Annotated in this window: 16 protein-coding genes; 12 read left to right on the forward strand and 4 right to left on the reverse strand. The window is 42.7% G+C overall.

What is annotated here, in order from left to right; translation table 11 throughout:
* Nucleotides 1-74: 74 nt before the first annotated feature.
* The 5 genes from QWZ08_RS14390 (at nt 75) to QWZ08_RS14410 (ending at nt 5,835) form a co-directional block, all read left to right on the forward strand.
* A complete protein-coding gene (locus QWZ08_RS14390) occupies nt 75-1,460 on the forward strand; it encodes a serine hydrolase domain-containing protein (protein WP_290338147.1) in 1,386 nt (461 codons plus the stop codon).
* A gap of 129 nt (nt 1,461-1,589) precedes the next feature.
* Nucleotides 1,590-2,588 (forward strand): polymorphic toxin type 23 domain-containing protein, encoded by a 999-nt coding sequence (locus QWZ08_RS14395; RefSeq protein WP_290338148.1) that lies wholly within the window; start codon nt 1,590-1,592, stop codon nt 2,586-2,588.
* Complete coding sequence (locus QWZ08_RS14400) at nt 2,585-3,388, forward strand: hypothetical protein (RefSeq protein WP_290338149.1); 804 nt, start codon at nt 2,585-2,587, stop codon at nt 3,386-3,388. The genes QWZ08_RS14395 and QWZ08_RS14400 overlap by 4 nt, the downstream gene beginning before the upstream one ends.
* Before the next feature lie 60 nt (nt 3,389-3,448).
* Entirely contained in the window at nt 3,449-5,338 is a 1,890-nt protein-coding gene (locus tag QWZ08_RS14405) for an FAD-dependent oxidoreductase (protein WP_290338150.1), read from the forward strand.
* Nucleotides 5,339-5,592: 254 nt separating this feature from the next.
* Nucleotides 5,593-5,835 carry a hypothetical protein gene (locus QWZ08_RS14410; RefSeq protein WP_290338151.1) on the forward strand — a complete coding sequence of 81 codons (243 nt, stop codon included), beginning with the start codon at nt 5,593-5,595 and terminating at the stop codon, nt 5,833-5,835.
* 139 nt (nt 5,836-5,974) lie between these two features.
* Here QWZ08_RS14410 and QWZ08_RS14415 read toward each other — a convergent pair whose 3' ends face one another.
* The gene (locus tag QWZ08_RS14415) at nt 5,975-6,199 is read right to left on the reverse strand and encodes a hypothetical protein (protein WP_290338152.1); all 225 of its coding nucleotides are present in this window, start codon (nt 6,197-6,199) and stop codon (nt 5,975-5,977) included.
* A gap of 197 nt (nt 6,200-6,396) precedes the next feature.
* Here QWZ08_RS14415 and QWZ08_RS14420 point away from each other — a divergent pair, with 197 nt between their 5' ends.
* The gene (locus QWZ08_RS14420; protein ID WP_290338153.1) at nt 6,397-7,422 is read left to right on the forward strand and encodes a sugar phosphate isomerase/epimerase family protein; all 1,026 of its coding nucleotides are present in this window, start codon (nt 6,397-6,399) and stop codon (nt 7,420-7,422) included.
* Nucleotides 7,423-7,658: 236 nt separating this feature from the next.
* On the opposite strand, the gene QWZ08_RS14425 is transcribed toward QWZ08_RS14420, so the two are convergent.
* Together QWZ08_RS14425 and QWZ08_RS14430 are read right to left on the reverse strand one after the other, a co-directional pair.
* Nucleotides 7,659-7,859, reverse strand: a complete 201-nt coding sequence (locus QWZ08_RS14425) for a hypothetical protein (RefSeq protein ID WP_290338154.1) — start codon at nt 7,857-7,859, stop codon at nt 7,659-7,661.
* A 139-nt stretch (nt 7,860-7,998) separates the two neighbouring features.
* On the reverse strand, nt 7,999-9,687 hold the full coding sequence (locus tag QWZ08_RS14430) for a serine hydrolase domain-containing protein (protein WP_290338155.1): 1,689 nt from the start codon (nt 9,685-9,687) through the stop codon (nt 7,999-8,001).
* Nucleotides 9,688-10,055: 368 nt separating this feature from the next.
* On the opposite strand from QWZ08_RS14430, the gene QWZ08_RS14435 reads away from it, so the two are divergent.
* The gene (locus QWZ08_RS14435; RefSeq protein ID WP_290338156.1) at nt 10,056-11,063 is read left to right on the forward strand and encodes a polysaccharide deacetylase family protein; all 1,008 of its coding nucleotides are present in this window, start codon (nt 10,056-10,058) and stop codon (nt 11,061-11,063) included.
* A gap of 137 nt (nt 11,064-11,200) precedes the next feature.
* Here the strand turns inward: QWZ08_RS14435 and QWZ08_RS14440 are convergent, their stop codons facing one another.
* Nucleotides 11,201-12,562 carry a beta-helix domain-containing protein gene (locus QWZ08_RS14440; protein WP_290338157.1) on the reverse strand — a complete coding sequence of 454 codons (1,362 nt, stop codon included), beginning with the start codon at nt 12,560-12,562 and terminating at the stop codon, nt 11,201-11,203.
* A 310-nt stretch (nt 12,563-12,872) separates the two neighbouring features.
* Here QWZ08_RS14440 and QWZ08_RS14445 point away from each other — a divergent pair, with 310 nt between their 5' ends.
* The 5 genes from QWZ08_RS14445 to QWZ08_RS14465 all read left to right on the forward strand — a co-directional run bounded on the left by QWZ08_RS14445 (nt 12,873) and on the right by QWZ08_RS14465 (nt 21,229).
* Nucleotides 12,873-14,981 (forward strand): hypothetical protein, encoded by a 2,109-nt coding sequence (locus QWZ08_RS14445; protein WP_290338158.1) that lies wholly within the window; start codon nt 12,873-12,875, stop codon nt 14,979-14,981.
* 105 nt (nt 14,982-15,086) lie between these two features.
* Nucleotides 15,087-17,189, forward strand: coding sequence for a hypothetical protein (locus tag QWZ08_RS14450; RefSeq protein ID WP_290338159.1), 2,103 nt, complete (start codon nt 15,087-15,089; stop codon nt 17,187-17,189).
* Between the two features lie 568 nt (nt 17,190-17,757).
* The gene (locus QWZ08_RS14455; RefSeq protein WP_290338160.1) at nt 17,758-19,863 is read left to right on the forward strand and encodes a hypothetical protein; all 2,106 of its coding nucleotides are present in this window, start codon (nt 17,758-17,760) and stop codon (nt 19,861-19,863) included.
* 191 nt (nt 19,864-20,054) lie between these two features.
* On the forward strand, nt 20,055-20,846 hold the full coding sequence (locus QWZ08_RS14460; protein WP_290338161.1) for a creatininase family protein: 792 nt from the start codon (nt 20,055-20,057) through the stop codon (nt 20,844-20,846).
* Between the two features lie 2 nt (nt 20,847-20,848).
* Nucleotides 20,849-21,229: a RidA family protein gene (locus tag QWZ08_RS14465; protein ID WP_290338162.1), complete on the forward strand. Its 381-nt coding sequence runs from the start codon at nt 20,849-20,851 to the stop codon at nt 21,227-21,229.
* Nucleotides 21,230-21,246: the final 17 nt, after the last annotated feature.

A 21,246-nucleotide genomic window follows, 5' to 3' on the forward strand; every position in this document is an offset into this window, starting at 1 on the left:
ATCCAGCGTCCAGTATCCAACATCCAGTATCTAGTATCCGGTTTCTTGCATTCATCATAATATTAAATGCATTTATGCGGCCAGGTAAATTTATCAAACGTGCGGTAGCTGTTTTACTGCTATTGATTGCAACTGCGGTTACGTGGTTTGCCTGGCTTGCATTTCCTGCTATCAGCGGCTATGGCGCTAAAAATCTTTGCTCTGCTGTTTACCTGCAACACCGCGATGCCGGAGAAGTGATCAAAGATGATCTTGCTGAATTTCCTTTGTCACTCGGCTCCTTTATCGTCAACAAAACAGATTCATCTGTTACCGGCTCGGTATGGGGATTTGCAAAGCGCAAAGCCATTTACAGAAAGGGACTTGGCTGCACCCTCATCAATGATTTTACAGAAGAGCAGGTTCGGTCTCAATCTTTTTTATTGCCACCGCCCGTTGCAGTAAACCAGGACAGCTTGCCATGGCCGCAGGGAGATCGCATACCCGATACTATTTCTGCAGATGTCAATAAAGCCCTCCTGCAACAGGCGATCGACAATGCCATGCATTCCACCTACAAAAAAAATGCATCTGAAACAAGGAGTATTGTGGTGCTGTATAAAGGGGCCATAGTGGGCGAACAATATGCACCGGGCTTTAATAAAAATACGGTGCAACTGGGATGGTCAATGTCTAAAAGTCTTATTGGCGCTTTAATTGGTGTTTTGGTTAAAGAAGGCAGATTAGCTGTTGAAGATACGGCACCGGTACCAGAATGGAAGCACACTTCCAAAGAACAAATCACTATCAGGCAATTGCTGCAACAAACTACCGGCTTGAAGTTTAAGGAAGATTACGCCAACCCAAGTGAAGTAACCAACATGTTATTTAATAAGGGCGATATGGCTGCGTTCACGGCGGCATTGCCGTTGAAAGATTCGCCGGGAACAGCGTTTAATTATTCCAGCGGCAATACCAATATCCTCAGCCGGATTATACGTCATACGGTGGGTGAAAAATTATATCCATCTTTTCCCTACCAGGCTTTGTTTCATAAAATAAATATGTACAGCATGTTGCTTGAGCCGGATGCTTCGGGTACTTATATCGGCTCTTCATACAGCTACGCGACGGCAAGAGATTTTGCCCGTTTTGGTTTATTGTATTACAATAACGGCGTTTGGAATGGTGAACAGATTCTGCCGGTAAACTGGGTAAAAGAAACAGTACAACCTTCAATTGCGGATGCACGAAAACACTACGGGTACCAGTTTTGGTTAAATGGCTATGAAGCAAAAGTGCTGTCGCGAAGATGGTATCCCGATGTACCTGCGGATATGTACTTTGCAGATGGATACGGTGGCCAGGATATTTATATCATTCCATCAAAGCACCTTGTGGTGGTAAGATTGGGTTTACATACGCTGGATGAAAATAAATTTTTACGGGAAGTAATTCTTGCTGTTACCAGGAAAGGATAGGGGGAGTATGGATAAAAAGTAATAGCAGGTATTTGAAATATGTTTGACGAACTGGATTTTGTTTCGCAAAGCATGCCAGATAAAATTATCAGTTGCTATTACCTTCTATTAAAACCTTAACCAGTCCGGATGAAAAAGAAATGCTCCTATATTTCTTTACTCTGCGCCTTGTGCGTCTGTTTGTGCCAGTCAGCAGTGGCCCAATCCCGGCGTATTTATTCCAACAATGAACTAAGCTTTCAATATGGACTGTCGCTTAAAGGTTTGGTGGAGTTGAGCTTCAGCAAAACGCAGCCAACGGTGTTCCGGTTGTGTGCTGATTTTGGGTTTGGCTCCAACTTGCTGGCGAGGTCATTGTATTTTTCTTTTAATGAAGAAGTACAACTGTACAATGGCGGCTTTGGCAGCAGGCGAAGAGCCGGTAATAAAAAACCAACTTTTACGATTGATTTTATCAATGCTTTTACGCTTACCACCGGTTTAAATAATTATTTTAATAAGGACAGTTTGCCCCACGTAATCAAAAGAAATATCCCGCTGTATTATTTTTCCAATTCAACTGTTTCGGCACTTCAAAATCCTTACAATTACTCGTTTTCGTTAGGTACTAATTTTATTTTATCTACTGATAAATTAAGAATGAGCCAACGGGTAGGCTTTATGAACTTACATGTAAACAGGATGCAGGTATCTTATTACAACGATGGTGGCACACCTTTCGATGAAGCTTACCTGGGCGACAGCAGGGACAGGTTTTATACCGGTGGTTCAGTAATCAGTTACCAGGGCGACACGAAACAGGATGTTAACCTGGTGGAATTGTCTTTTCAAAAATTTACTGGGTATACAAAAAACGCTTTTGAGGTATCCAATAAAATGGACCTGGCTTTTGTGAGTTACAATAATCCCGAAGAAAAATATTACAATAAGAGTCTCTGGTCGTTGCACATTGCCAACCCCGGAAAAGGATTTGGCGTAAGCATCAACCGGTACAATTACACAGATTGGGATATACAGCACCTGATTCACTTTTCCATTTTTAATTCCTACCACCTCGTGCCTTACCCGGCTTACTTTTCTGTGTCAGGAAATTATTTTCATAATTATACCAATATAGGATTGCGATGAAAAAGAAAGCATGTATATACCTGTTAACACTCATCATTTGCAGTTATGCGTGCAACAGGGGGAAATATTTTAGTACCAATATTTTCAGTAAGGGAAATACCGCCGGTATGCAGGTACAGGAACTGGATTCAACCTATCATTTGTACCTGCGGGAAGTGTATAAGGATAAAAACTATCTGAATGAAAATGTGTTAAAAACCAATGTAGAAAAATCGGATACAATCAATAAAATAAGGATTGAAGTGGAGTACCTGTTGATTTCATGGACACATAAAAATGCCCTCTACATTTCTACCATACCGGATAAATACCAGCGCTACTATGCCATTAACCGTTTTGCGGATACTTTATTAAACGCATACGATTTCAGCACGTTTCATTTTGGCAAGATTGATGATGATGGTGAAAGCATTTCCTTTCTTTCAGGGAATAAAATAAAACTGGTAACCTGGGATATCAGGCCTTTTATAAATGGGGTATATCCTCCTAAAATATTTGTAAGAGAAATTGCCATACAACGAAAGGATATGGTGGAGAACGTGATCTTAATAAATAAAGCACTGGAAGAACCACTGGGATTTATTCATCAAAACAGCTTTACAATTATTTTTGAAAAGCCGGGTAATAAGAAGGATACCTGCACGGATTATATGCTGCACAAATTGTACGGCAACCGGATCTATTTTAATAAAGTGAAACACGGCTTTGATATCTATTTCCGGTTTGATAAAAATATCAACAATTCCGGCGATTCGGCCATTGGTTTCGAATACCAGCGGACTCGTTATCCTCCCTTTTAATAGCGGCACCAGCTTATTTTATTTTCGGTGGCAACTGTTTCTCCATTCTATATTTGCAGGATGAAACGAAGTCTTATTTTTTGCACTTTATTTTTATTTTTTGTACTTCAGCTGTGTGCACAGGTAACTGTTATGAATACACAGGTGCTGGTTGTTGGCGGAAGCACCGGCGGAACGGCAGCAGGCATACAGAGCGCACGCAGCGGTGCAACAACGCTGATTGTAGAGCAAACAACCATGCTCGGAGGTATGTTAACCGCCGCAGCCGTCAGTTGTACCGATGGTAACGACGGGCTTAAAAGCGGCATGTGGCAACAGTTGCGGGAGGCATTGTATAAACATTACGGAACAACAAACTTGGCCAGTGGCTGGGTAAGCAACACTTGTTTTGAGCCGCACGTGGGCGATAGTATTTTTAAAGCCTGGGCAGGCGTTGAAAAAAAGCTAACGGTTGTATATAACTGGTATTTTGATAAGGCATTGATGAAAGGAAATAAGATAACGGGTGCTGCATTTATTAATCAAAAAGGGGAGCACTTAATGGTACATGCCAGCATTGTAGTGGATGGTACTGACCTCGGTGATGTATTTGCATCGGCTGGAGCCGGCTATGATTTGGGAATGGAAGCGCCCGGCTACAGCGGTGAAAAAGAAGCCATCGAAAAAAATAATATCATTCAGGATTTAACCTGGTCGGCTATTTTAAAGGATTACGGTAAAGGCGCAGATAAAACAATTAAACAACCCGCTGGTTATGACGCATCAAAATATTATTGCAGCACCAGTGATGCGCCCTGTACTGATAAACCCTATCAACTGGATACCCGTAAGGTATTAAACTATGGAAAACTCACGGTAACAGATACACTACATTCCAAATTCATGCTAAACTGGCCCGTTCATGGAAATGATGCTTATTTAAATGTGGTGGAGCGAAAACCTGTTGAAAGGGAAATTGCTTATTCAACTGCTACAAATCAGACGCTTGGATTTATTTATTTTTTGCAACACCAGTTAGGGTTCAAAAATATCGGCCTTGCAGATGATGAAGTTAACAACGGCATGGCATGGTTGCCGTATAACAGGGAAGGCAGGAGAGTAAAGGGCGTAGTAAGACTGAACATCAATCACATTAAGAAGCCTTACCAGTATGACTTATATAAGACGGGCATCGCTGTAGGAGATTACCCGGTTGACCATCACCACGGGCAATATCCGGGCAAAGTACCAGCTATCCAATTTCCAAAAGTGCCTTCCTTTACTATTCCACTGGGGGCTTTAATACCCTCAAAAATGGAAGGATTAATTATATGTGAAAAAGGAATTTCGGTAAGCAATATTGCCAACGGCACTACGCGTTTACAGCCGGTTGTTTTATTAACGGGCCAGGCAGCTGGCGTACTGGCGGCACAATGTATTGCAAAGAAAATCCAACCTGGAAAAATCGACGTAAGAGCCGTGCAGAATGAGCTGCTGAAAATGAAATGTTACCTGTTACCGTTTTGTGATGTTGATCCCAACGAAGCTTCCTGGAATCCAATACAGCAGGCTGGTGCATTGGGTTTAATTCGTGGCGTGGGGAAAAGTATAGACTGGGAGAATAAAACTTTTTTTTACCCGGACAGCACTATCAAGAATGCCGAACTTGAAAATAATTTAAATGGCTCTTCAGGTAAAAGCGTAAAAGATAATCAGCGTTTAAGCAACGATTGGCTAACGATTCAACAGGCAAAAAAAATGATCGGTCAACATGCGGCATATCCCGGCTCAATCTTTTATTTGGCTAATCATAAAAATATAAATGAAGTTACCTGGAAGGATAAGCTTCATCTTACCAATTATAATGAACAAAGATTTATCACCCGCAGGGAATTGGCTGTGCTGCTGATGTATTATGCCAAAGGCTTTATTAATTGCAGGGTAGATTTGTTTGGGAAGCGTTTACGATGATTTTTGTTCGCAATAAGCGACTATTGTCATTCCTGCTTATCTATAGCAGCTCTTATCTGTCATGTAAATACTGAATTTGTACCATTATTTCCTCGCAACGGGAAAAATATTGATAACTATAAAATTCCTCAGTCGTCTGCTGTAACTGTTCAAACCGTAATTGATCCGCTTCATAAAGCGCCGAGAAACCGGCAACCAAAAATTTAAAAATTGGCATTAAATTATCACTATGCTTTTACAAAAATTATATAAAAATGAAAAAGCTATTTATGTCTCTTGCTGTGATGCTTGTGTCAGGCATTACCGCTTCTTACGCCCAAACAACAACCAAAGTAGAACCCGTTACTACAGCGGGAGATAAAGTTCACAATGTGTTGCATCCAAAACATAAAAGGGCGCACGGTGTGAAAGTAAAACGGGAATATGCCAATGGTAATAAAAAAACTACCAAACTTAAAACCGAACATTCGCAGCCGTTAATTAAAAAAGAAAATTAAAAATAAACCCCGTACCAAATGAAGTACGGGGTTTTACTTTTTACTTATTTTAAGTCGGATGGAGCTTTACTGAAAAGCCATTAACACCAGGCCGGGCGGAGGTAAATACTTAAACCTGCCCATATACAAAGCTTTCGCTTTATACCCTTGTATCATCAAACTCCTGGTCCTGTTCATCCTTATCTGACCAATCCTGCAGGGCATCCTTAATTTTTTGTATCACCGTTTTGTGCTCCTTGCCTTCCTCTTTTTTTTCAGGATGTTGTACATCAGCTGTTTTTTGATTGTCGCTGCTGTCAGGCGCAACATTACCACTTTCATCAGCTCCGCCCGGGTCGTAGATAAATTTTTGAGGCTGTATCATAGTGTAAAATTTTTGAGGTGAAAAATAGGTTTAAAATGTAAACCGATCTTTAAATTTAGTAAATAAAATCCATATGCCCTGATTATATAACTCCATCAGCGCCTTAAGATAATGCCAAAATTATCGCATAAAGTGTTTTCATTATAGTTCTGAAAGCGTACATTTAATTACTACATTCATATTTAAAACATTGCCATATGCTGTTAAACAATAACCAGGCCCGCAATCAATCACGGCGCCAGTTTCTTCTCAAAGGTTCAATTGCATCCATAGGGCTCCTGCTCGGCGGCCCTGCTGTTTTTTCCAGGCCTTACCTGGTTTCAAATGATCCAGGCTCAAAATTTTTTGGTGTTCAGATCGGTGTCATCACTTATTCCTTCCGCAGTATGCCCGGCTCTGCGGAACAAATTTTACAATACATTACAAACAGTGGAATCAGCGCTATTGAGCTGATGGGTGATGCGGTGGAAGAGTACGCGGGCAAACCGGTTAACCAGGTGCAAATGCCACCCCGGGTTGCAGGGCAACCACCCAAATTGACAGATGAACAGAAAGCTCAGATGTCTGCCTATGCAAAACAAGTGGCAGACTGGAGGGCGGCTGTTTCGATGGATAAATTTGCAGAAATCAGGAAAATATACAATAAAGCCGGTGTATCAATTTATGCGTTTAAGCCCAATGCACTCGGCGCAAACAACACAGATGCTGAGATTGAATATGCGTTGAAGGCTGCCAAAACATTGGGCGCCACATCTGTAACGGTTGAATTACCAACGGATCCGGCACAGTCAAAACGCCTGGGCGAACTGGGAGAAAAACACAAAGTGTATATCGGCTATCACGCGCATACACAAGCTACAGATACGGCATGGGATACTGCGTTAAGCCAGTCTCCCTATAATTCCATGAACCTGGATTGCGGCCATTATATCGCCGCCGGCGGCAACAACACAAAGGAAACTTTACTGGCATTGATTGAGGCAAAACACGACCGCATTACAACGATGCACATTAAAGACAGGCAAACAAAAATAAACGGTGGTAACAACAAGCCATGGGGCCAGGGCGATACGCCGCTGAAAGAAATTCTGAATTTACTGAAAGCAAAAAAGTATGACATTCCCGCTACAATCGAACTGGAATATGAAATACCAGCAGGCTCTGATGCAGTAAAGGAAACAAAAAATTGTTTGTTGTTTGCAAAAAATGCCCTGGGTGCGTAAAGGCTAACCGTTGTAATGAGGATATAACCAGGTTAACTAAATAAATCTGCACATAAAAAAACAGGCTGGACAATCAGCCTGTTTTCTATTATGGCAGGATAACAGTTGATGTGTTATCCTTAATGTCTGTCGGGTCAACCGGGATATAGTAGCACACAACTAAACTCCGCAACGCTGCTTCGTGAGGTACTTTGGTCTACTTTTATTTTTCCGGGCAAATTTGCCGTTGGAAGATATCAGTACCGTGCATAAGCAATGTGCTTCGCCTCGGGTGCCGGCGCATGGCTGCCTGTTGAAGCCCTCGCCGGGGTTGCCCTGCGGTTGCAGGTGCCCAGCGCCCAGTAAATAACTATAAAAATTAAAATAGTGCTAAAGCAGCCACCGCCTAATTTTTTTGCGCCGTAACCGGCTATCAATGTCCTAAAGAAATTATTCATTTGCTAAAATTTTATTTAAGCATGAATAAATCATGCCAGTAAAAATGAGGTTGCGATTGCAGCGTTTCTTATGTTGATCGTTTGTACTTAATAAATCTTTGTGTAAAAAAATACACAATTCAACATACACAGTATTCAGCTATTCAATTTTTGCAAATTTTAAATGCATAATTCTGCCAGAGTTGACCTCAAACCCGGTTATGATACCACCGGTGTTTCTTATTATTTTCAAATGATTGATCCACCAGTTATCGTTCGTCAAATGATCCCTGTTTACGAATGCAAGCATGGCATCGTTGTATTTGGCATTCGTCAAAACAAGGCGATGATCTTTTAAAATGATTCCATATTTGCAATCCAGTTCAGCACAAAAATAACTGCCGGTATAAGGTCGTAAAATGGCGTCCGTTTGTACCGTGTCTTTTACGTATTTTTTCAGGTGATAAGCCTGGTCGGTGGTAGTAATATCGCAAATGGTATCTTTTGCTTTTACAGAAAATACAAATTTTATTTCCGGAGCCGAAGGAATGGAAAAAGAGTCCTTCCGGTCATTGATCAAAAAATTACTTTCATTAAAAATGTGATAAAATAATTGGTGGTTTTTAATGTCAAAACTAAAAGGGAGCCCATCGTCGCCAATATAAAAGCCGGCAAATTTTTTCCATTTTGGCTCGTTTTTTAAGATGGATGCCGCACTGTCCCGTGGTGTCTTTTTTTCAACCTCTTTTTTCTGCGTCGTATCTTTTACAAAAAGATCGGCGATAGCATAAGCTTTTCCGCCGGCATCAAAATCACCTAAATTGCTAAACACAATAAAACCCATTTTAAGATCGGGCAAAACAGACAGGTAGGTCCGGTATCCTGCATCGGCGCCCCCATGCGAGTATTGTTTCCAGCCTTTATAAGTATCAGCCACAATTCCACAGGCATAGGATATTTCTTTTCCGTTGTTCAGTTTACCCTTTTGTGTCAGGAGCCTGATTAAATCCTGGTTGGCGGATGAAGCGTCATCAAAATGCATAACCCACTTGCTCATGTCAGTAATATTGGTAAATAAACTGGTAGCCCCCGAATTGGAATAAGTTAAAATGCTGTTGGTAAAATGAGCGCTGTCCTTACGCTCATATGAATAGGAGCGGTTTTTTTCAATCTCTGTATAATCATCATGAAAATGCGTGCTGTTCATCTGCAACGGTTTAAAAATGGCAGAGTCAGTAAACCTGCGGAGCGACTTACCGCTTACCGACTTCACGATTTCAGCCAGCATAGTAAACCCGCTGTTTGAATAACTGTATTGATCTCCCGGATTAAAGTTCAGCGCTTGTTGTTTACCAAGAATTTTAACGATGTGTTCCTGTGTAATTACATCATCCAGCCGGGTGCCGGAAATGGCGAGCAGTTGCCATTGATCCCGAATGCCGCTGGTATGATTTAACAGGTTGCGGATGGTGATCTTTTTTTTCATATCCGGAAACCAGGGAAGGTATTTTCGCACATCATCTTCCAGTGAAAGCTTGCCCTGCTTTGCCAGTAAAAGAATGGCGGTGGCAGTAAATTGTTTGGAGATGGAAGCCATGTGAAAAATGGTTTCCGGTGTGTTGGCAATGTCATATTCAAGATTGGCCTGGCCGTAGCCTTTGGCATAGATCAGCGAATCATTGCGTACAATGCCAATAGTACATCCGGGGCTGCCGGTCGTGTTCCATTTTGTAAACAGGCTGTCAATTTTTTTTACGACAGAGTCGGGTATAGACTGGGCAGCGATTGTTGCCGTTGCTGAAAAAGAAAATAGCAATAACGTTATTGATTTGATGAGGTTGAATCGCATGATAGTAATGGTTATAGTTGTGTAAAAAATTGGACATTCAGGTCAATATACAGGCAGGTGTTGTTTAATAGCTATGTACATCCACCAAACAGGGTTCACCTGTTATCATTGTTATAAAACGAAGTGCCATTCGATGTATTTATTTGTTAAAAATAGATAAAGTTTACTGCAACAGGTAACCGCTTATACAATAGCCTTCAATACAATCCTGGTTAGCAGAAAGTGCTTTTACCAAATTAAGCGTTGCTACATCTTTTAAAAAGCCATCCGGCAAACTACAAAATCAGGAGGATAATTCGTTGACTAGCTGCGGAAACTCTTTTTTATCCTGACCGCTTTTAAGTAATTTTTAGTCTTACATTTATCTTATGACTTTTAATAACACTATCGCCCTGTTTTTTGCTGCCAGCATGTGGCAGTTTGCAGCCGCTCAAAAAGTTGATAGCACGTATGCCGAAAAACTCGGCTATCCAAAAGGTGCAAGAGTTCTGATTCTGCATGTGGATGATGCCGGAATGAGCTACGACTCCAATGAAGGCGCTATTAACTCCATCACAAAAGGTGTGGCCACATCTGTAAGCGTAATGATGCCCTGCCCTTGGGTGCCCGGTTTTATTCATTACATGAAAGCCCATCCCGGTATGGATGCCGGCCTTCATTTAACCCTTACCTCGGAATGGGGCGACTACCGCTGGGGACCATTAGCCGGCAAAACAAATGTGCCGGGCCTGGTAGATACAGAAGGTGCCATGTGGAGCAACGTAGCAGACGTGGTAGCGCATGCTTCAGCCGATGAAGTGGATAAGGAAATAAGGGCCCAGCTGGAAAGGGCCAGGATAATGGGTTTTGAACCAACCCACCTGGATTCGCACATGGGTACCTTGTTTGCTTCGCCTGAATTTTTAAAACGATATATTGGGCTGGGAATCGAAAATCATATCCCGGTAATGTTGCCTGGTGGTGCTGATGTTTTAATACAGGCAGAAATGAATGCACCAGCTGAACAAATAGAGCAATTGCGGGCATTGGGTAAGATGACCTGGGCTGCAGGCCTGCCGGTATTGGATGATCTCCACAATGTGAGTTATGATTGGAAAATCCCCGAAGCTATTTCAGGCGACGACAAAAAATTACAGGCATTTAAAACTGCCAAATATATCGAAGCTATTAAATCGTTGCAACCCGGCGTAACCATGATGATCATGCACTCCACGGCAACCACAGACATGTTTCCGCATATCTCAGGCAGTGGTGCGGTAAGGCGTGGAGACATGCTTGCAATGATGGACCCGGTATTTAAAAAAGCATTGCAGGACGAAGGTATCATTCTAACTACCTGGCGGGAATTAAAAGTAAAAAGAGATAAGGTGAAATAACATCCTGTTCTCTAAATCTAAGCATTATGAAAAACTAAAAGCGGGGTGCGAAAAATGTTCAGTATTGCGTTTAAACCTGCAGCTACCCAACATCTTTTACATCCTCGCCCGTAAATAATTATTAAATTATTTTACAGTTATTTCCACACAGCCCAGTTATTTGCAGCTGCCCAGTTATCGGCCCCAATAGCACCGCGGTAAGCTACCTTGGTAAAAAAGCTGCTAAAATCTGCATCGTTAAAATTAGCTCCGGTTAACGCGGGTGACCCGGCGTCCGGAGTTAAATCCGGTACTCCCCCATACATGGTTTTTAATTTAAGATCGGCCGAGTTGGTAATTAAAACATTGTTATTAACACTGTTTAAAGCAAACTGCTGGAGTTCGGGATCGCCCACTACAGCAAAATCCTTATCCCAGCTAAAAGTGCGGCTGGCGGTGTCGCTGTTCACGAGGTTATATTTAAAAAATGATTCTATACCTGTTAACAGCACAGGCCTTGTTCTGTTGCAAACCATCAGTCCACCCTGCGGATATTCCGCTATGATAGAATTTTCTACCACGAAGCGTGTGCCCTTGCGAATATACACGCCCTGGTTTAATGATGTTTTTGCAGTCTCGGTACCCGCAGGGCCGATAATGGTCATGTTAGCTACCACCGGGCGTGTGAGGGGCGCATTGGTGGTGGGAAATTCATCATTATAACTTTCAAAGCCATTTGCTCTTTGCGAATGTGAAGAGGAAAGCCCGCTGCGGTAAGAGATCAGGAATTGTAATTTTCCCTGGTAACCAAGATCAAAATCAAAATCATCATCTCCATTGTTAAAGCCGATTAAATGCGTGGCGTTAACTGTTCCGCCAACAAACTGAAAAGCATCATCATTGGAGTGCACGGTCATCACATTATCTACAGTGGTACCACTACCAACACTCGCCATGCAAAGTCCGCTGGCTTTATCCACCTGCCATTCTCCTTCTTCATCGGGGTTAATGCCCCCGCAATATTCAAGGCGTACATATTTAAGTGAACCTGAATTGTCATCTGCTGTTGTACCGCCGTAACGGGTATTGTCAGATAGGGGCAGTCCTTCCACATTGCCTGTAACGGTATTGGTTGGTGCTTTACCCAATAAAATAACAGCTCCCCAATCGCCCGGGGCTTTTGTCCCAGCTGCAGATGTAAAAACAATCGGTTTATCAGCAGTGCCGTTGGCAATCAATTTAGCACCCTGGGTAATTACCAGCACGCCCTTTTTTTCTTTTTCATCCATTTTAACAAAGGATACCGTAACGCCGGCGGGTATGGTAAGCGTAGCGTTATTGGTAACATATAACTGGCCGTTGATCACATAACTGGTATTTGCATCCAGTGTCATGTCGGTTGTAATGCTGTTAGAAAGGGTATCAATTTTAGTCACGACCGGAGCCATAATATCGGAGTTTTTTTTACACGCCGCAAAGGCAACCACAGTCAGCAATAGCAAACATACTTTACTTTTCATTTTAATAATTTTGGGGAGGTGAATGGTATACACTGCTTTCTTTTACAATTATCTTACCAAAAATGGGCATTTGTTAACAGTTTTCGGTTACAGCAAGCTTTGAAGGCGTTTTTTGGTACCGGTCAATTCGCCAGGGTTTCGCTAAACAGGCAATAAACAAAGTAATTGTGGAGATGAGTCCATTGCTTTACAGGTAAACGTGTGGCCGATAATGCACGGTTAAAAAAGTACAGTCTTTAAGTTGATTATAGGAATATGCCATTGTATGAAACGAGTAGATTTGAGTATCTAATCTTACAACCAACCAAACATGAGGTACCCCTGCAACCGAAGGAAGTTTATCCAGCTGGCAGTTATGTCAGGGGCAGGCGTTGCAGCTGCAAACAATTTTTCGTTTTTGTATGCAAATGATCGTCACGCAACGAACCTTAACAACTGTCCTGCAACCACTTTTATTCCCAACCGCGTAGCAAGCTGGTGGACGTCTATCGAAGACCTGCAGTGGCCGCAAAAACAAATCAGCGATAAAATAAAACGCCGGGCCGAAGGTTTTGCCAAAGCGAATATTGATACTGCTGTTAATTTTGGCTTTCATATACGTTTTGATTTTGCAGATTATTTCGGCCAGTTGCATGGCTATTATGCTGATGTATGCGAAGCGCTGCACCAGCATGGCATCCATTTCATGGAACATTATTCCTGCAATCATATCTCCAGGCCAAAGGATGAAGCGGAACTAAAAAAGATGAGCACTTTTCAGCGGCACCATGTGCTGTTATACCATGATGCGGTTGCTGCAAAATATGCACAGTATGAGGGCCACTTGTTCAATGATGTTTGTCAAATTGATTTAAGAGATGGCAGCCTGGGATACGCACCGCAATACCAGTTAAATACCTTTTGCCACAGCAACCCGAACTACCTGGACATGCACCAAAAATATTTACAGCGATTATTAAAGGAAGTGCCACTGGACGGCATCATGGTAGATGATATGTGCAACTATGCAGGTCCAACGGTGTGCGGCTGTACTTATTGCCGGGAGCGGTTCAGGAAGGAATATGGTCACGATATTCCGCCCTTTGGTGAAAAAGATTTTTGGGGCGACACAACAAAAGAAACGTTTGAATGGGGTAATTATGATAACCCTGTTTTCAGGGATTGGTTGCGTATGAAAGTAGATGCGGTGACGGATCATTTAAAAATGATCAAAGCAACCATGGGCGACAAATCACTCATGACCTGCTGCTCCAATACCGGTCCGTTGATCCTGAATGCGTTGTCGCTCGACCTGGAGAAATTAGCACCATACCTTGATTTTTTTGTGCTGGAAAATGTAGGCACCAATGTGCAGAATGTTGACTGGATAAAAATGGATGCAGAAGCTCTGTTACAGAAAGATATCGCCGCGGAAAAAGGCAATCGTCCGGCCATGGCATTGAGTTATACCATTTATGAAGCCGGTGCTTATTTCGGTTGGGCCCTCAGTCGCTTTTGGGGAGTGGCCAACTGGTGCAGCACGCTCAACGCAAGACTGCCGGAAGATCCGCCGGATGCGATGGAACAGGAAGACGTAATCAGCAAAACCAACAACTGGGAAAAACAATACAGCGACCTGGATTATACCAACGGCAGCGACCTAGTGGAAGTGAGACTGGTGTACAGTCGCGATTGTAAAGTCAATGGTTGGCGCAACAACAATGGGCATGAGCATTGGGACAGTGTGGCCGCATGGACGGAGCAGCTGGTAAAAAATAATGTAGGCTATGGTTTTGTTCGTTCTGCAGCACTGGAAGATACCGTTGCATTAAGCAAAGAAAAGACGCCGTTGATTTTAGATAGCGTGGCCTGTGTTTCGGATAAACAATTTGCTGCCATCAAAACTTATCTGGCCAATGGCGGTATTGCCTGGCTGGCATTGCCTTTTGGTACGCATGATGAAAAAGGGTTTGCAAGACCAATTGCGTTATCGGAAGAATTGAAGAAGCACCGTTATAAAAACCTGGTGATGATTGCTTCTGCTGTTGCATCAACACCTTTGCAACATTTGATTGCTGCTGGAAAATTCAAACCCGTTATCAAACAAATAAAGGGCGATAAAAGATGGGTGGTAAGAATGCGCCTGTACAATGGCAAACCTGTTTTGCATTGTATGAATACAGCCCTCACAGCGATACCGCATCCGACATTAAAAGACCTTTCTGCTATTCCTATTTTGATCGGGCTGGATTCTGTGGTTACTGACAATGTGCTGGGATATGAAATCAATACAGCTGTGCTTTCTTTCAACGGCTTATTGGTGATGAGCCCTGAATTGAACGGCTTAAAGCGATCTGTTTCAATCGTGGGTAAAGGCAATGGGTTTGCGACGTTGCGGATTAATTTGGATGGGGTAAAAGTTTATGCGGTGGTGCAATAAGGATATTGTCCCGTTAAAAAAGTACACGCTTTAAACCGATTATAGGAAAACATCCTTCCCACAATTCATTAGATTTGAACAAAGGTTTATAAACCCGTTCAAACAATGAAGCATCCCCACAACCGCAGGGCATTTATAAAAATGACAGCTTTGACAGCCGCAGGTATCGGGCTTTCCAATGGGCTGCCCCTGGTGTATGCAAATAACCTTCAGCAAGCCGGTAGGTTTGCTGAGCCCGCTTTTATACCCAGCCGTTCTGCCAGCTGGTGGACAACCATGGATGATCTGCAATGGCCGCAAAAACATGTTATCGATAAAATAAAACGCCGGGCCGAAGGGTTTGCCAAAGCAGGTATTGATACTGCCATCATTTTTGGCTTTGGTCTGCGGTTTGATTTTTCCAACTACTTTGGCCAGGTGCATGGTTACTTTGCGAATGTGGCGGAAGAGTTACACCAGCATGGTATTAAACTCATGGATCATTATTCATGCAATGAAATTGAACGGCCACGCAATGCCGCGGAGTTTAAAAAAATGCACCAGTTTCAAAGGCACACGGTGTTGTTATACCATGACCCGGTTGCTGCAAAATATGCACAATACGAAGGACATTTTTTTAATGATATCTGTGAAGTGGATCTGCGGGATGGCAGCCGTGGCTATGCACCGCAGTACCAGTTTGAAACCTTTTGTCATAACAATCCCGGCTTCCTGGACATGCACCAGAAATACCTGCAACGCTTGTTAAAGGAAGTGCCCATTGATGGCATTGAAGTGGATGATATGTGCAACTATCCCGGTCCCGCCACCTGTGGTTGTAAATACTGCCGGGAGCGGTTTAAAAGAGATTATGGTCATGATATTCCGCCCTTCGGGGAAAAATCTTTTTGGGGTGATACATCCAAAGAGACATTGGAATGGGGCAATTATGAAAACCCTGTTTTCAGGGATTGGCTGCGAATGAAAATTGATTCCGTAGCGGATCATTTAAAAATGATCAAGCAAACCATTGGCGAAAAACCGTTGATGACCTGTTGCTCCAACACGGGCCCCATCATACTCAATATACTATCACTCGACCTGGAAAAACTGGCGCCGCACCTGGATTTTTTTATGCTTGAAAATGTGGGCATCAATGTTGACAATGCCAACTGGATAGCAATGGATGCGGAAGCATTGCACCAGAAAGACATTGCCGAAAAAAGAGGGAAAGCTCCGGCGATGGCATTGAGTTATACCATCTATGAACCGGGCGCTTATTTTGGCTGGGCGCTCAGTCGATTCTGGGGCGTGGCCAACTGGAGCAGTACGCTCAACGGCAGATTGGTAGAAGATCCGGCCGATGCGATGGAGATGGAAGACGTGATCAGCAAATCCAACAACTGGGAAAAGCAATACAGCAATTTAAATTACCGGGAAGGTGTTGACGTTGCAGAAGTAAGATTGGTATACAACCGCTATTGTAAAGAAAATGGCTGGCGCAACACCAATGGCAAAGAGCATTGGGACAGTGCTGCGGCATGGAGTGAACAACTGGTAAAAAACAATGTGGGCTATCGTTTTGTTCGGTATGAAGAATTGGGGGATGCTGAGCTTTTGGGCAAAGAAAATACGCCCCTGATTTTAGATTCGGTGGGCTGCGTTTCGGATAAGCAATTTGTAGCCATCAAAACCTATCTAACCAAAGGCCGCATCGCCTGGCTGGCATTGCCTTTTGGTACACATGATGAAAAAGGTTTTGTTCGTGCAACGCCTTTATCAGCAGAACTGGTGAAAGGCAGGCATAAAAATTTGGTTATGATAGAATCGGCTGTTGCAGCTACACCGCTACAAAAATTGATAATATCCGGCAAGTTTCAACCGCTGATCAAACAAATAAAAGGTGATAAGAGATGGGCCGTCCGCACCAGGTTGTACAATGGCAAACCGGTATTACATTTCATGAATACCGCATTGAAACCAATACCTCATCCCACTATTAAAGACATCAGCGGAATTCCGGTATTAAAAGCATTGGACTCTAACATAACGGATAATGTATTGGAATATGTGATTAATTCCAATAAAATAAATTTGGTTGGGGTGTCGGTGATGAGTCCTGAATTAAGTAATGCAAAAAGAATTGTGGACATTGTCAAGAGTAAAAATTATTCAACGATTAAAGTTGATCTTGAGGGGATAAAAGTGTATGCGGTTGCCGGAGGATGAGACCAGTTTTTCAAATCGCTGGATTTTTCAAAAGTGCAGGTCTTTGCAGGCTTTGGGTTAACAATCGTTGCGTTGTTTAGAACCGCTATATGCGATAAAACAAAAATCCACAATACATTCCGTAGGAACGTATGCTAATAATTACCGGTTCTACCCAAACAATGCCCCGATGGGGCAATATGCTTCGCAAGCCATCTCATGTTCCGTAGGAACAAAATGTGGGTAGAAAATATTCATCAATAATAGTTGCGTTCCGTAGGAACGCTTTGTGCAATATTGAAGAATCTGCCTATAGTTGCGATGAATTTCCAGTTTAAAATTGTTGATCTTCAACTATCATAAAAATCGCCCTTCATTTCTCTTGTTCCATATTGCTGTAATTGTTCAAGGGAGTGACACAACGATGCCTAATTGAAATACAACTGCCGGTCAAAAAATAATTTTATGCCGCTCCTAAGTTCTGCATTTTCCGCTTGTTAAAAAAGTATACATTTTAAACCGATTAATGGAAAATAAAGTTTTGGTAAGTCAGTAGATTTGAACCAGCACTTTACCAAAACCTGTTGAGATGAATGGAAAAACCAATCGCAGAAAATTTATACAAACGGCTGCTGTAACAGGCGCAGGTATCAGCCTCTTTCATAGTTTGCCCGCGTATGCCGTCCAGCTGGCGTCCTTTGGCAAACAGCCATTTAAAAATACCGGTACGGCTTTTATTCCCAACCGCAGTGCTAGCTGGTGGTGTACATTGGAAGACATTCAATGGCCGCAAAAACAGGTAGTTGATAAAATAAAAAGAAGGGCAGAGGGTTTTGCTAAAGCCGGCATTGATACGGCCATTAATTTTGGTTTTCACAATCGTTTTGATTTTGCCAATTACTTCAGCCAGCTGCATGGATATTACGCCAACGTGTGTGAAGAGCTGCACAAAAACGGCGTGCGCTTTATGGATCACTACAGCTGCAATGATATTACAAGGCCAAGGAATGAAGCCGACTTTCGCTATGTGCATAAATTCGAACGGCATGCAGTGTTGCTTTTTCCTGATCCCGTTGCGAGGCAATATGCGCAGTATGAAGGATATTTCTACAATGATCTTTGTGAAGTGGATTTGCGGGATGGTAGTCGTGGCTACGCAAAACAATACCAGTTTGAAGCCTTCTGCCATAACAATCCCAACTTTTTGGACATGCATAAAAAATATCTCCAGCGGCTGATGAAGGAGGTTCCTTTTGATGGTGTTGAAGTAGATGATATGTGCAGTTACCCGGGCAATACTACCTGTGGTTGTAAATATTGCAGGGATCGGTTTAAAAAGGAATATGGTCATGACATTCCCGATTTTTCTGATAAAAACTTTTTTGGTGATATAACAAAGGATATGCTGGAGTGGGGCAACTATGATAACCCTGCCTACCGCGATTGGCTGCGGATGAAAGCCGATGCCGTGTATGATCATGTAAAGATGATTAAAGGTGTGCTGGGTGATAAGCCATTGATGACCTGTTGTTCCAACACCGGCCCGATTGTATTGAATGCAGTGGCGCTTGACCTGGAAAAAATGGCGCCCTATCTGGATTTGTTTATGCTGGAAAATGTGGGCACCAATATAAAAAATGCCGACTGGATAGAAATGGATGCGGAAGCCTTGCATCAGAAAGACATCGCCCAAAAAAGAAACAACGCTCCGGCCATGGCATTGAGTTATGCCATCTTTGAGAAGGGTGCTTATTTTGGCTGGGCCTTAGCAAGATTTTGGGGCGTAGGTAACTGGAGCAGTACGCTCAACAGCAGGCTGGAAGAGGATCCTGCGCATTCGCTGGAGGCAGAAGAAGCCATCAGCAGATCAAACAACTGGGAAAAAAAATACAGCGATTTAAATTACCGCGATGGCAAAGACCTGGTGGAAGTACGATTGGTAAACAATAGTTATTGCAGGGAGAACGGCTGGCGGGATGAAGCTGGTCATGAACACTGGGACAGATCGAAAGCATGGAGTGCTCAACTGGTGAAACACAATGTAGGCTATCGTTTTTTACGCACGGCCGAACTGGCAGATGCCACTGCATTGAGCAAAGAAAATACACCTTTGGTAATGGATGGCGTTGGCTGTGTTTCGGATAAACAATTTACGGCCATTCAATCCTATCTTTCTAAAGGTGGTATTGCCTGGGTTGCACTGCCATTCGGTACGCAGAACGAAAAAGGCTTTGCCCGTGCAACGCCGCTATCGGCGGTGTTATTAAAAGCAAAGTATAAAAATTTATATATCATTGACTCTGCAGTTGCATCGGCACCATTGCAAAAATTAATTGAAGCAGGCAAATTCAAACCTGTTATCAGGCAGTTAAAAGGCGATCAACGTTGGGCTGCAAGAATCAGGTTTTACAACGGCAATGCGGCCATTCATTTTATGAACGGAGGCCTGCTGCCCGTGCCGGATGAAGTGAAGGACCTTTCAGATGTGCCATTGATCAAAGACATTGATTCACTGATAACGGATAATGAACTGTCTTATGAAATCGACAGCAGTATTCGTTTATCTCAATTGTCGCTAATGAGCCCGGAGCTTGGTGAATCCAATAGAGTTGCAGACATTCGCAGGGCTGGTAAGGAGCACACAGTTGTGAACTTAAATTTAGAGGGTATAAAAATTTATGCGGTGGCGCAATAATGCGATAGTTAAAAAAGTATAGAAATCAGCAGCATAAATATAGTTGTACCGGTTTTTTTATTTCTATTTTTATCGTGCATTTCAAACGACCCTATTTTGTTTTTGGCTTTGAATACCACAGCTGAATTTGATTAATTAAATGAACGGCCAGCGTTTGAATTGTCCATTTTTAATACTCAATTACCTAGTACATGTTTTTTTCAGGCTCCACTTATCCTTCGTTGAATAAAGAAACCAGCAATAAAATTGTATTGCTTCCTTTGGGGGCCATAGAACAGCATGGTTTGCATTTGCCTGTTAGTACTGACACAGATATTGTAACAGCCGTAGCCACTTACGCAGAAAGTAAATTGCCCGATGATATCCTCTTGTGCCCTACGCTTGCTTATGGCTCGAGTCATCATCACCAGGCATTTGGTGGCACGCTGAGTGTATCGCCGCAACTCTATACACAATTGGTAATTGAAATAGTTGAGTCGGTTATAAAGAGCGGCTTTACAAAAATTATTTTATTAAATGGTCATGGTGGCAATATTACGCCGGTGAAACAGGCTTTGTCTGTGTTAAGCAACCGGTACGATGCTACCATCAATCCAACGATTGCCCTGGCAACTTACTGGGAACTTGCCGGAATAACATTTGCCGGTGAACCGCCTATGCAAAGCCCTGCGTTGAGTCATGCCTGCGAGTATGAAACAAGCCTGATGCTGCATCTCTTTCCGGGTAATGTGCTGATGGAAAAAGTACAACGTGCCGCAAGGCCCGAAAGCAATGGCTACATTGCCTGGGAAGATGATGAACCATACAGGGGTGTAACCGTGGTGAAACAGACCGAATTTGTTTCCGGCAATGGTTGCAGTGGTGAACCACAGTTGGCCACCAAAGAAAAAGGGCAGCATTTGTTTGAACATGCAACAAAAGCTTTGCTGGATTTTATAGTGTCATTTAAAAATTGGCCGACCATCAAAAAATTAAAACCATAGTCATGGGTAAAATTGAAATTAAACATCCTGATAAAGCCGTTTCTACCGGAGCTTACTCCGCAGGCGTAATAAAAAACGGCATGTTGTTTATCAGCGGACAAGGACCATTGGATTTAAGTACCGGCGAAGTGATTCACGGCACGATTGAAGAAGAAACCCTGCTTACTTTATCGCACATAAAAAAAATTATTGAAGCAGCCGGCGGAACGATTGATGATATTATGAAATGCACGGTGCACCTGGAAAAGATTGAAGACTTTGACAGGTTCAATGCGGCCTATGCAACATTTTTTACAGGCATTCGCCCTGCCAGAACAACCGTGCAATCTGTATTGGCAGACGGTATTAAAATAGAAATAGATGCCATTGCAGTGCTTGGCTAATGGTGGCAACGAAACAT

This window comes from Ferruginibacter paludis (assembly GCF_030409685.1).
Lineage (GTDB): Bacteria > Bacteroidota > Bacteroidia > Chitinophagales > Chitinophagaceae > Ferruginibacter > Ferruginibacter paludis.

Excerpts from the sequence above, each read along its gene's own strand:
- QWZ08_RS14450 (WP_290338159.1), top strand. The coding sequence starts at position 15,087 with ATGAAGCATCCCCACAACCGCAGGGCATTTATAAAAATGACAGCTTTG.
- QWZ08_RS14440 (WP_290338157.1), bottom strand. The coding sequence starts at position 12,562 with ATGAAAAGTAAAGTATGTTTGCTATTGCTGACTGTGGTTGCCTTTGCG.
- QWZ08_RS14400 (WP_290338149.1), top strand. The coding sequence starts at position 2,585 with ATGAAAAAGAAAGCATGTATATACCTGTTAACACTCATCATTTGCAGT.
- QWZ08_RS14395 (WP_290338148.1), top strand. The coding sequence starts at position 1,590 with ATGAAAAAGAAATGCTCCTATATTTCTTTACTCTGCGCCTTGTGCGTC.
- QWZ08_RS14430 (WP_290338155.1), bottom strand. The coding sequence starts at position 9,687 with ATGCGATTCAACCTCATCAAATCAATAACGTTATTGCTATTTTCTTTT.
- QWZ08_RS14445 (WP_290338158.1), top strand. The coding sequence starts at position 12,873 with ATGAGGTACCCCTGCAACCGAAGGAAGTTTATCCAGCTGGCAGTTATG.
- QWZ08_RS14435 (WP_290338156.1), top strand. The coding sequence starts at position 10,056 with ATGACTTTTAATAACACTATCGCCCTGTTTTTTGCTGCCAGCATGTGG.
- QWZ08_RS14390 (WP_290338147.1), top strand. The coding sequence starts at position 75 with ATGCGGCCAGGTAAATTTATCAAACGTGCGGTAGCTGTTTTACTGCTA.
- QWZ08_RS14465 (WP_290338162.1), top strand. The coding sequence starts at position 20,849 with ATGGGTAAAATTGAAATTAAACATCCTGATAAAGCCGTTTCTACCGGA.
- QWZ08_RS14460 (WP_290338161.1), top strand. The coding sequence starts at position 20,055 with ATGTTTTTTTCAGGCTCCACTTATCCTTCGTTGAATAAAGAAACCAGC.
- QWZ08_RS14425 (WP_290338154.1), bottom strand. The coding sequence starts at position 7,859 with ATGAATAATTTCTTTAGGACATTGATAGCCGGTTACGGCGCAAAAAAA.
- QWZ08_RS14455 (WP_290338160.1), top strand. The coding sequence starts at position 17,758 with ATGAATGGAAAAACCAATCGCAGAAAATTTATACAAACGGCTGCTGTA.
- QWZ08_RS14410 (WP_290338151.1), top strand. The coding sequence starts at position 5,593 with ATGAAAAAGCTATTTATGTCTCTTGCTGTGATGCTTGTGTCAGGCATT.
- QWZ08_RS14405 (WP_290338150.1), top strand. The coding sequence starts at position 3,449 with ATGAAACGAAGTCTTATTTTTTGCACTTTATTTTTATTTTTTGTACTT.
- QWZ08_RS14415 (WP_290338152.1), bottom strand. The coding sequence starts at position 6,199 with ATGATACAGCCTCAAAAATTTATCTACGACCCGGGCGGAGCTGATGAA.
- QWZ08_RS14420 (WP_290338153.1), top strand. The coding sequence starts at position 6,397 with ATGCTGTTAAACAATAACCAGGCCCGCAATCAATCACGGCGCCAGTTT.